9 protein-coding genes are annotated in these 9,578 nt (G+C 61.4%); 6 read left to right on the forward strand and 3 right to left on the reverse strand.

The window, feature by feature from the left end; genetic code table 11:
• Positions 1–7: 7 nt before the first annotated feature.
• The 4 genes from BMX80_RS13825 to BMX80_RS13840 are packed head-to-tail and all read left to right on the forward strand — an operon-like array spanning position 8 to position 4,168.
• The gene (locus tag BMX80_RS13825; RefSeq protein ID WP_074869542.1) at positions 8–829 is read left to right on the forward strand and encodes a C45 family peptidase; all 822 of its coding nucleotides are present in this window, start codon (positions 8–10) and stop codon (positions 827–829) included.
• On the forward strand, positions 826–1,737 hold the full coding sequence (locus BMX80_RS13830; protein WP_074869545.1) for a hypothetical protein: 912 nt from the start codon (positions 826–828) through the stop codon (positions 1,735–1,737). The genes BMX80_RS13825 and BMX80_RS13830 overlap by 4 nt, the downstream gene beginning before the upstream one ends.
• A complete protein-coding gene (locus tag BMX80_RS13835) occupies positions 1,734–3,326 on the forward strand; it encodes an asparaginase domain-containing protein (RefSeq protein WP_074869547.1) in 1,593 nt (530 codons plus the stop codon). Before BMX80_RS13830 ends, BMX80_RS13835 begins: the two co-directional genes overlap by 4 nt.
• A 29-nt stretch (positions 3,327–3,355) precedes the next feature.
• Complete coding sequence (locus BMX80_RS13840) at positions 3,356–4,168, forward strand: hypothetical protein (protein WP_074869550.1); 813 nt, start codon at positions 3,356–3,358, stop codon at positions 4,166–4,168.
• Positions 4,169–4,235: 67 nt separating this feature from the next.
• On the opposite strand, the gene ssb is transcribed toward BMX80_RS13840, so the two are convergent.
• Positions 4,236–4,739, reverse strand: coding sequence for a single-stranded DNA-binding protein (gene ssb / locus BMX80_RS13845; RefSeq protein ID WP_071872527.1), 504 nt, complete (start codon positions 4,737–4,739; stop codon positions 4,236–4,238).
• Between the two features lie 18 nt (positions 4,740–4,757).
• Positions 4,758–6,134, reverse strand: coding sequence for an MFS transporter (locus BMX80_RS13850; RefSeq protein ID WP_074869553.1), 1,377 nt, complete (start codon positions 6,132–6,134; stop codon positions 4,758–4,760).
• 136 nt (positions 6,135–6,270) lie between these two features.
• Here BMX80_RS13850 and uvrA point away from each other — a divergent pair, with 136 nt between their 5' ends.
• Positions 6,271–9,102, forward strand: a complete 2,832-nt coding sequence (gene uvrA / locus BMX80_RS13855) for an excinuclease ABC subunit UvrA (protein ID WP_074869556.1) — start codon at positions 6,271–6,273, stop codon at positions 9,100–9,102.
• 1 nt (position 9,103) lies between these two features.
• On the opposite strand, the gene BMX80_RS18085 is transcribed toward uvrA, so the two are convergent.
• A complete protein-coding gene (locus BMX80_RS18085; protein ID WP_071872589.1) occupies positions 9,104–9,187 on the reverse strand; it encodes a hypothetical protein in 84 nt (27 codons plus the stop codon).
• Positions 9,188–9,318: 131 nt separating this feature from the next.
• Here BMX80_RS18085 and BMX80_RS13865 point away from each other — a divergent pair.
• On the forward strand, positions 9,319–9,578 hold a 260-nt coding region (locus BMX80_RS13865), incomplete at its 3' end, for a transposase (RefSeq protein ID WP_139214142.1).

Genomic DNA, 9,578 nt, shown 5'->3' on the forward strand with positions numbered 1-9,578 from the left:
AGCCATCATGTGCACCATTGGAACTGTTTTTTCCAACAACAACATTCATACCTTCAAGCAGTGTGACCTGATTCCCGTCACCACCTTTAACCCACCGCAGGTGCGCACCGGCACCAATGGCGTTAATAGCTATCTGGCAATGACCCGTGAAGGCAGCCAAGGCATTTGGGCCGGGGTTAACGACCATGGTGTGGCCTTTGTTGCCGCCGACACCTACACCACCACCGCAGCCAATTACTACGCCAGCGACAGCCAAGTCGCCGCGCTATTTTCCGCCTATCAAGCCAGCATCAGCGCGCACACCACCGCCACCTCGGCAGCGCAGAGCCTGATCGATTTCTACCGTACGTGCGGCGCCAACACGCCATTCCCGGCGCCGGATATCTCGATGATCAGCGGCTGGGCCGACCCACAGAAAACCCAGCCGATCTGCATCCTCATCGAGTACATGCCCAACCCCTTCAACCAAGACCCGGTACGCCTGATCAAACGCCACAGCGGCTTTTTTGTCTCGACCAATAACTTCCGCCTGCAACCCGACTCAGTGCACTACCCGGCCAACCACAGCACTTACCTGCGTTTGCAGCGCGCAGAAACGTTATTGCAGGCCGACCCCACGCACCACGGCGTCACCAGCCTGCTCAGCGACCAGTATTACGGGCAAACCGAGCTGTCGATTTGCCGCGAAACCGATTACCTCGGTATCGAGTTTCACACCCAAGCCACTGCGCTGTTCAACGTCAACGCCTCGGGGGCCAGCTGCGAATACCAAATCAACGGCAACCCACGCACTAACCCACTGAAAACCTTTGCGGAGGTGCTCTCATGAAGCCGGTTAACGTCACCCTACAGCTCGGCAACCAAGCCCCGCTCACCCCGCCAGAGAGCGACTTCTACTATGTCGATCAAGGCAACTATCAAACCTTCGCACTGGCCGACACGCCGCTAACGGCGTACTCCGACAGCGCCACCTCCTGCATCATCACCACGGTGTTCTGCGCCTCACCGAGCGGTAACACGCTGATCGTCGCGCACTTAGACAGCCCGGCCTGCATCGAAGCCTTCTTTGCCCTGCCGCAGCTCAGCGCAGCCAGCAGCCTGCAGGTATTTGCTCAAGGCGCCAACCCTCCGGACAACAGCACGGCCAAAGCTAACGCCGCGCAGTTGCAAGCCTGTATCGATCAGCTGGGCAGCCGGGTCAGCAACCACGAGCTGATTTTGCTCCAGGGCGACCCGCGCGAGCAGAACCGCGGTGAGTTTGGCGTGCACTATGCCGGCGATGGCAGCGCCTGCGTCAGCAACCAGCCCTACAGCCTAGCGCTCTATCAACGCGACCCCACCTGCGGCGGGCAAACCGTGTACTGCATCATGCGCCGCCAAGAGCAGCCGCCGGTGCAACTGCGGGATGCCGGCCAGCCGTTCAGCCATCCCGAACTGGTCGAGTTAGCCAGCATCGCTTTGGCCTTTCGCAAAGACCCGCAAGACCCGGCCAGCGCCTTCTGCAATATCGTTAACCTGCAAGATGCCGAGATTCGCGCCAACTGGTCGACCACCCCAGCCTATGAGGCGCCGTGGTTCTCCGACCAGCTCAAGCTCGGCGCAACCTTCGCCTTAGCCATGGCGCCGGTGGTCACCTTAAGTGCGCAACACCTGCTCAGCCACACACCGCCGAGCTTCACCCGCCTTCGCCAAGCGCTGCTCAGCCCGAGCTCTGCCAGCGCGCAGGAGGCCCCATGAAGATTGCCATCATCAACACCGGCGGCACCATCAGCTGCGTCGGCAACCCGCTCGCACCGATGACCGCCAGCGCCTTCGCGCAGGCTAGCCAAACTCTGCTCGACCCGATTCTCAAGCAGCAGTTTGCCGCGCTGGAAACCCACTACCTCACCGACATCCGCTTTCCCGAGTCGGCCACGCACACCCTCGACAGCACCAATTTGCAGCCCAGCGACTGGTGCATCATGGCCCTCGGCGTGCTGGAGCATTACGCCGACTACGATGGCTTTGTGATTCTGCACGGCACCGACAGCATGGATTTTTCCGGCGCGGCGCTGAGCTTTTTGCTCAACAGCGTGAATGCCCAGGGCTACCCCAGCGTGGTGCTGAGCAAGCCGGTGATCATTACCGGCTCGCAAGTGCCGCTGTATTACCAAGCAGGCACTAGTCAGCCACTGACCCTGAACTACAACACCGACGCCTTCCAGAACCTCTGCGGCGCGGTAGCCGCCGCGCAGAGCGGCATCCCTGAAGTGGGCGTGTACTTTCACAACCACCTGTATCGCGGCAACCGCGTGGTGAAAACCAACGCCAGCCAGTTCGCCGCATTTTCTTCGCCCAACTACCCGGCGCTGGGTGAATATGGCGTGAGCCTGACGATCGACCCGGCGCTGTGCCTGCCGGGCCCGGTGCATGCCGAGCTAGGCCTCGACAACCCCAGCCAACGCAGCACACAAATCGCCCTAGTGCGGAGCCTGCAACAAGGCTTAGATGATTATCCCGTCGCGCAGCTGAATGCCTTTCCGGCCACCTACCGGCAAAACCCGGCCAGCGGTTTTCTCGCCCAACTGGTCGATGCCATGGTGGCTGCCGGAGCGCGCGGGCTGATTCTGGAATCCTACGGCGAAGGCAACTTCCCCTCCGGCAATCCGGACAATCCCGCCGCTGGCGCCATCTATCAGGCTTTGGCACGCGCCAATCAAGCTGGCGTCAATCTGGTCAACTGCACGCAAGTGCTGGCTGGCACCGTCAACAGCAGCGCCTACGCCGCCGGCGCTTGGCTACCCGCCGTGGGCGCCCTCGCCCCCGCCGATATGACGCCGATGGCCGCGCTGGCCAAACTGATGATTCTTATGGCCAGCGCCGACGAGCAAGGCTGGACTCGCCAGCAAGTACAAACCCTGCTGCAGAGCAACCTGTACGGCGAGATGAGCAGCGTCAATTACCTCGACAGCCGGATAAACCCCGAGCTGCTCGCCAACCAAGGCCTGAGCTGTCTGGATGGTAGCGCCCTGCTGGTGAACTGCGCCGAGCAAGGCCCGCTGCTATTAGCCAGTGGGCATAGCGAGCCGCTATGGCGCCTGCCCATCAACCTGCACGCAGGCGACCTACCCGGCCGCCTGCGCATGCAAGATGACGGCAATCTGGTGTTTTACAACCGCAGCAACCAAGCCATCTGGGCCAGCGATACCGGTCACTTTGGTGGTGCCTCGTCGCGCTTGCTGCTCAGTGGCAGCTTCGCCAACCAAGGCGCCGACAACAGCCTGCAGCTACAGGTCTATGACTACTCCGCCATGACCTGCGCCTGCCAGCTCTACCCCGTGCTCTAACCCACGATCTAACCCGAAAGGATGCCAGCATGAACGCTACTCGCCCGTTTAAATTCAGCGGCGTTATCGCCCCGCAGGATTACTACCACCAAACAACTCAAGCCCAAGCCTATGGCGCGGTACCCGATGAGCATTACATCGCACCCACCGTGATTCCGGTGCAGATAACTGTGCCCAGCCAGAAGACCATCGGCGTGCCGCAATACGCCCCCACGGTGATCGGTGAGGCTGCCGCCGGTTACGACCCCGCGGGCGATTGCCAGGGCAATTACATGTCCTACCGCTTTCAGCCCAATAACAACTGCTATGCCTATGGCTGCAACATCACCCCGAACACCTTCCCGCAGCCGGGGCGGCGCAGCGGCTACCTGCTCACTGCCGGCGATTTTCAGAAGCCATTCGCCGAGCTGGGCGCGCTGGTCGCCAGCTACGCCGAACATGACGGCCTGCAACAGGTCGGCAATACCTTAGACGCGCTACTGGCGTTCAAATCCAGCCGACAAGGCACCAACCCCGGCGCAGGGCAAACCGCCTGCGGCTACTTGGGCGGGCATTTTGTTGCCTTGATGGTGTCCACCGCTGGCGACGCCAACTGGCCGGGCGACTATCACTGGGCTCGCTGCGACAACTCCTCCGGCGCCTGCGACAGCTGGTCGCAAAAAGACGGCGGCGACCAAGTCACCAACTTCGACTTCGCCGGCCAGCCGATCACTAACCCGATCAGCGCCAACTGGCAGGTTAACCAAGGCCCAGTGTCCAACACCGACAACCGCGAACTAGTGGTCGAATACGGCTTCTACTGCTTTATGTTCGTGCCCGAGTCCGGGGTGAACATCATTTAAGCAACCACCCCGCCAACAAAAAGCCCAGCGACCGTGAGGTGGCTGGGCTTTTCCATGCCGCTCGCGTTTAGAACGGAATATCGTCATCAAAACTGTCGTAGTCGGCCTGCGGTTGCGGGGCGGACTGCTGCGGCGCTTGTTGCGGGCGCTGCTGTTGCTGCTGCGGGGCCTGCTGCTGGTAGCCGCCGTTGTCGCGTGGGGCGCGTTGGCCGCCTTCGTTGTTGCCGCGACCGCCGAGCATTTGCATCACGCCGCCTTGGTCGACGACGATTTCGGTGGTGTAGCGGTCTTGGCCGTCTTGGCCCTGCCACTTACGGGTTTGCAGGCGGCCTTCAACATACACTTGCGAACCTTTGTTCAGGTACTGACCGGCGATTTCGGCCAGCTTGCCGAAGAACACCACACGGTGCCATTCGGTACGCTCTTGCGGCTGACCGGTTTGCTTGTCTTTCCAGCTGTCGGTGGTGGCCAGGGTGATGTTGGTCACCGCGTTGCCGTTGGGCAGGTAGCGGGTTTCCGGATCACCGCCGACGTTGCCAATCAAAATGACTTTGTTAACCCCACGGGCCATGTTGTTCTCCTGCGTCTTTTAAGACCCAGCCAGCGCGTGCTCCAGCGCGGCTCGGTCGAGCACTTGGCTATCTACTTTTAAATAGGCCGCTTGTTCTTCGTCGATCACCAGCACTTCGGCAACCCCAGCCAGCGCCGCCAGTCGCGCTACTACATCGGCGCGCGGCACAGTGGTTTCTCGCAAATCTAGACGCACGCTGGTGACATACGGCGGTTCGCGCATGGTAACAGCAATCCCTAGCCAGATCAGCGCCAGCAGCGCGCAGGCGATAAACAGGCCGTCCAACGCCCATTGGCTGTATAGCCAACCGCCGGCCATGCCGCCCAGCGCCGCACCTAAAAACTGGCTGGTGGAGTACACGCCCATCGCCGTGCCTTTGCCACCGGCGGGGGCCACCTTGCTGACCAGCGAGGGCATGCTGGCTTCGAGCAAATTGAACGCGGTGAAGAAGGCAATCACGCCCAGCACCCACGGCGTGCGCCCCGTGCCGGCGACAACGAAATACAGCTCGACCAACAACAACGCAGCCACCGCGCCACACAGCACGCGCTTCATCTGCCGCTGTTTTTCACCATAAATAATGAACGGCACCATGCCGACAAACGACACCAACAGCGCGGTGAGGTACACCCACCAATGCTCGTCACGCGGCAGGCCGGCGTGCTCGACCAGCGCCAGCGGCAGGCCAACGAAACTGGCCATCAGCAGGCCATGCAGAATAAAAATCCCGGCGTTTAAGCGCAGCAGCTCGGCGTTACGCAGGGTGCTGGCCATGGCTTCGCCCGCCACGCTGGCCTCGCGATGGAACAGCCGCGCATTGGGCGTGGGCACCCACACCAACACCAGCAGCAGGCCAAGCAGAGCCAAACCGGCAGTACTCCAGAACAGCCCCGACAAGCCGAAGGCTTTGGTCAGCAGCGGGCCGACGATCATCGCCACGGCAAACGACAGGCCGATGCTCATGCCGATCATCGCCATCGCCTTAGTGCGGTGTTGTTCGCGGGTCAGGTCCGACAGCAGCGCCATCACCGCCGCTGACACCGCGCCGCAGCCTTGCAGAATGCGTCCGGCGATCACCCCGCCGATGCTGTCGGCTTGCGCCGCAACAATGCTGCCCACGGCAAACAGCAGCATGCCGACGATAATCACCGGCTTGCGGCCGATGCGGTCGGAGACCATGCCGAAGGGAATCTGTAAAAACGCTTGGGTTAGGCCATAGGCGCCGATGGCGATGCCGATCAGCGTTGGCGTGGCGCCGGCTAAGTCTTGCCCGTAGGTGGCCAGCACCGGCAGCACCATAAACATGCCAAGCATGCGAAACGCGAACACCAGCGCAAGGCCGGTGGCGGCGCGGGTCTCTTGAGCGGTCATGGGGCTGGACAGGGAGTCGGTCATGGTTAGGCGACGCTTGCTGGGTAAAAACGGCGCGGATTGTAACAGTTTGTCCGGCGCCTGCCTCTTGTGCGGTTTTACCCGCAGGGGTGTGGCTTCGTATAATCGAGCGTTTTCCGCCAGCGACAGGCCCAAAGCCGTGGACAAGATTCTCATCCGTGGGGCACGCACCCACAACCTGAAGAACGTCGATCTGACCTTGCCGCGCGATCAGCTGATCGTGATCACCGGCCTGTCGGGCTCGGGTAAATCCTCGCTGGCGTTCGATACCTTGTATGCAGAAGGCCAGCGCCGCTATGTCGAGTCGCTGTCGGCCTATGCGCGGCAGTTCTTGTCGATGATGGAAAAGCCCGATGTGGACCATATCGAAGGCCTGTCACCGGCGATCTCCATCGAACAGAAGTCCACCTCACATAACCCGCGCTCCACCGTGGGCACCATTACCGAGATCTACGACTACCTGCGCCTGTTGTATGCCCGCGCCGGCACGCCGCGTTGCCCCGACCACGACTTACCGCTGGAAGCACAAACCGTCAGCCAAATGGTCGACCAAGTGCTGACGCTGCCCGAAGGCAGCAAGCGCATGTTGCTCGCCCCCGTAGTGCGCGAGCGCAAAGGTGAGCACTTGGCGCTGTTCGACGAGCTGCGCGCGCAAGGTTTTGTCCGCGCGCGTATCGACGGCCGCCTGTACGAGCTGGACGAACTGCCCAAGCTGGATAAACAGAAGAAACACTCCATCGATGTGGTAGTCGACCGCTTTAAAGTGCGCGACGACTTGCAACAGCGCTTGGCCGAATCGTTTGAGACCGCCCTTAAGCTTGCCGAAGGCGTGGCGCTGGTCGTACCCATGGATGACGAGGAAGGCGAAGAACTGGTGTTCTCCGCACTATTCGCCTGCCCGACCTGCGGCCACTCGATCAGCGAGCTGGAGCCTAAGCTGTTCTCCTTCAACAACCCCGCCGGTGCCTGCCCCAGCTGCGACGGTTTGGGCCATAAGCAGTTCTTCGACCCGCGCCGTTTGGTCAATCACGAACTGACTTTGGCCGAAGGCGCGATACGCGGCTGGGACCGCCGCAACGTGTATTACTTCCAGATGCTCGGCTCGCTGGCCGAGCATTACAGCTTTAGCCTCGACGTGCCGTTTGGCGAGCTGGACGACAAAATCCAAAAGAAAGTGCTGTTCGGCAGCGGCAAGGACGAAGTGACCTTCCGCTACCTCAATGACCGTGGCGACATCGTGCGCCGCAGCCATCCGTTTGAAGGCATCATCCCCAACCTTGAGCGCCGCTACCGCGAAACCGAATCGCAAAGCGTGCGCGACGAGCTGGCCAAATACCTCAACACTCAGCCCTGCCCCGATTGCCACGGCACCCGCCTACGCCGCGAAGCCCGCCATGTGTTTGTCGGTAGCAAGAGCCTACCGGCGATCACCAGCCTGCCGGTGGGCGATGCCGGCGAGTACTTCGCCACCCTCAGCCTAGAAGGCCGTCGCGGCGAGATCGCCGATAAAATCCTCAAGGAAATCCGCGAGCGTTTGCAGTTCTTGGTCAACGTGGGGCTGGATTACCTGACCCTCGACCGCAGCGCCGATACCCTGTCTGGCGGCGAGGCGCAGCGTATTCGCCTAGCCAGCCAGATTGGCGCGGGCTTAGTGGGGGTGATGTACATCCTCGATGAGCCGTCGATTGGCCTACACCAGCGCGATAACGAGCGCCTGCTCGCCACCCTCACCCACCTGCGCAATTTGGGCAACACGGTGATCGTGGTGGAGCACGACGAAGACGCCATTCGCTTGGCCGATTACGTGGTGGATATCGGCCCCGGCGCCGGTGTGCACGGCGGCCAAGTGGTGGCCGAAGGCACCCCGCAACAGGTGATGGATAACCCCGCCTCACTGACCGGGCAATATTTAAGCGGCAAGAAAGAAATCGCCATTCCCGCCCAGCGCACCCCGGCCGATGGCCGCGAACTGGTGCTGCACGGTGCGCGCGGCAATAACCTACAAAATGTCACCCTGCGCTTGCCGCTAGGTTTGCTCACCTGTGTGACTGGCGTATCTGGCTCGGGCAAGTCGACGCTGATCAACAACACCCTCTACCCGCTGGCCGCCACGGCGCTTAACGGTGCCGAAAGCCTAGAGCCCGCCGCGCACGACCGCATCGAAGGCATGCAGCAGCTCGACAAAGTGGTGGATATCGACCAAAGCCCGATCGGCCGCACGCCGCGCTCTAACCCCGCTACCTACACCGGCATCTTCACGCCGATTCGTGAGCTGTTTGCCGGCACGCCGGAATCCCGTGCACGCGGTTACAACCCGGGGCGTTTCTCGTTCAACGTCAAGGGCGGGCGCTGTGAGGCGTGTCAGGGCGATGGCTTGATTAAGGTCGAGATGCACTTCCTGCCGGATGTGTATGTGCCGTGCGATGTGTGCAAAGCCAAGCGCTATAACCGCGAAACCCTTGAGGTGAAGTACAAGGGCAAGAACATTCACGAAGTGCTGGAAATGACCATCGAAGACGCCCGCGAGTTCTTCGACGCCATCCCCGCGCTGGCGCGCAAGCTGCAAACCCTGATGGATGTCGGCCTGTCGTACATCAAGCTGGGGCAGAGCGCGACTACGCTATCGGGCGGTGAAGCGCAGCGGGTTAAGTTGTCGCGCGAGCTGTCTAAGCGCGACACCGGCAAGACCCTGTACATCCTCGATGAGCCGACCACCGGCCTGCACTTTGCCGACATTCAGCTGCTGCTCGACGTGCTGCACCGCCTGCGCGACCACGGCAATACTGTGGTAGTAATCGAACACAACTTGGATGTGATCAAGACCGCCGACTGGCTGGTGGACCTTGGCCCCGAGGGCGGCTCACGCGGCGGGCAGATCATCGCTTGCGGCACGCCAGAGGCGGTCAGCGAGATGCCGCAGTCGCACACCGGGCGCTTCTTAAAGCCGCTGCTGGAACGCGCGCGGGGCTAATCTACAGCTCCGCCGCCACCTCATCAGCCCACGCCAGCCACGCCTGCTCGCCCAAAATGCCACGCCGCAAGGTGAGGTAAGGCAGGCGCTGGCGGGCTTGCTCTGCTTAGGGCTGGGGCAAGGTAATGCTGGAAAAGCTAGGGAAACGCTGATTTATTCCTCAGCAGCTCTCTTGGCTGGCACAATCGCGGGAAGCCCATCGCCTGAGTCAGCCGCATGCAAAAAACCTTTTCCGAAGCCGAATATGCCGGCAAGAAAAAGCTGACACGCCGCGATCGATTTCTCAGCGATCTTGAGCAGCTCACGCCTTGGACCTTGCTTGAAGCTCAGATTGCCCCCTTCTATGCAGACAACACGGGCAAGCGTGGGCGTCCCAGCATTGGTTTGCCACGCATGCTTCGCTTGTACGTTGTGCAGCAGTGCTTTGGTCTTTCGGACGAAGGCACAGAAGATGCGGTTTACGACAGTCAGGCTAT

This window comes from Atopomonas hussainii (assembly GCF_900109735.1).
Lineage (GTDB): Bacteria > Pseudomonadota > Gammaproteobacteria > Pseudomonadales > Pseudomonadaceae > Atopomonas > Atopomonas hussainii.

Excerpts from the sequence above, each read along its gene's own strand:
- BMX80_RS13840 (WP_074869550.1), top strand. The coding sequence starts at position 3,356 with ATGAACGCTACTCGCCCGTTTAAATTCAGCGGCGTTATCGCCCCGCAG.
- BMX80_RS13825 (WP_074869542.1), top strand. The coding sequence starts at position 8 with ATGTGCACCATTGGAACTGTTTTTTCCAACAACAACATTCATACCTTC.
- BMX80_RS13835 (WP_074869547.1), top strand. The coding sequence starts at position 1,734 with ATGAAGATTGCCATCATCAACACCGGCGGCACCATCAGCTGCGTCGGC.
- BMX80_RS13850 (WP_074869553.1), bottom strand. The coding sequence starts at position 6,134 with ATGACCGACTCCCTGTCCAGCCCCATGACCGCTCAAGAGACCCGCGCC.
- ssb (WP_071872527.1), bottom strand. The coding sequence starts at position 4,739 with ATGGCCCGTGGGGTTAACAAAGTCATTTTGATTGGCAACGTCGGCGGT.
- BMX80_RS13830 (WP_074869545.1), top strand. The coding sequence starts at position 826 with ATGAAGCCGGTTAACGTCACCCTACAGCTCGGCAACCAAGCCCCGCTC.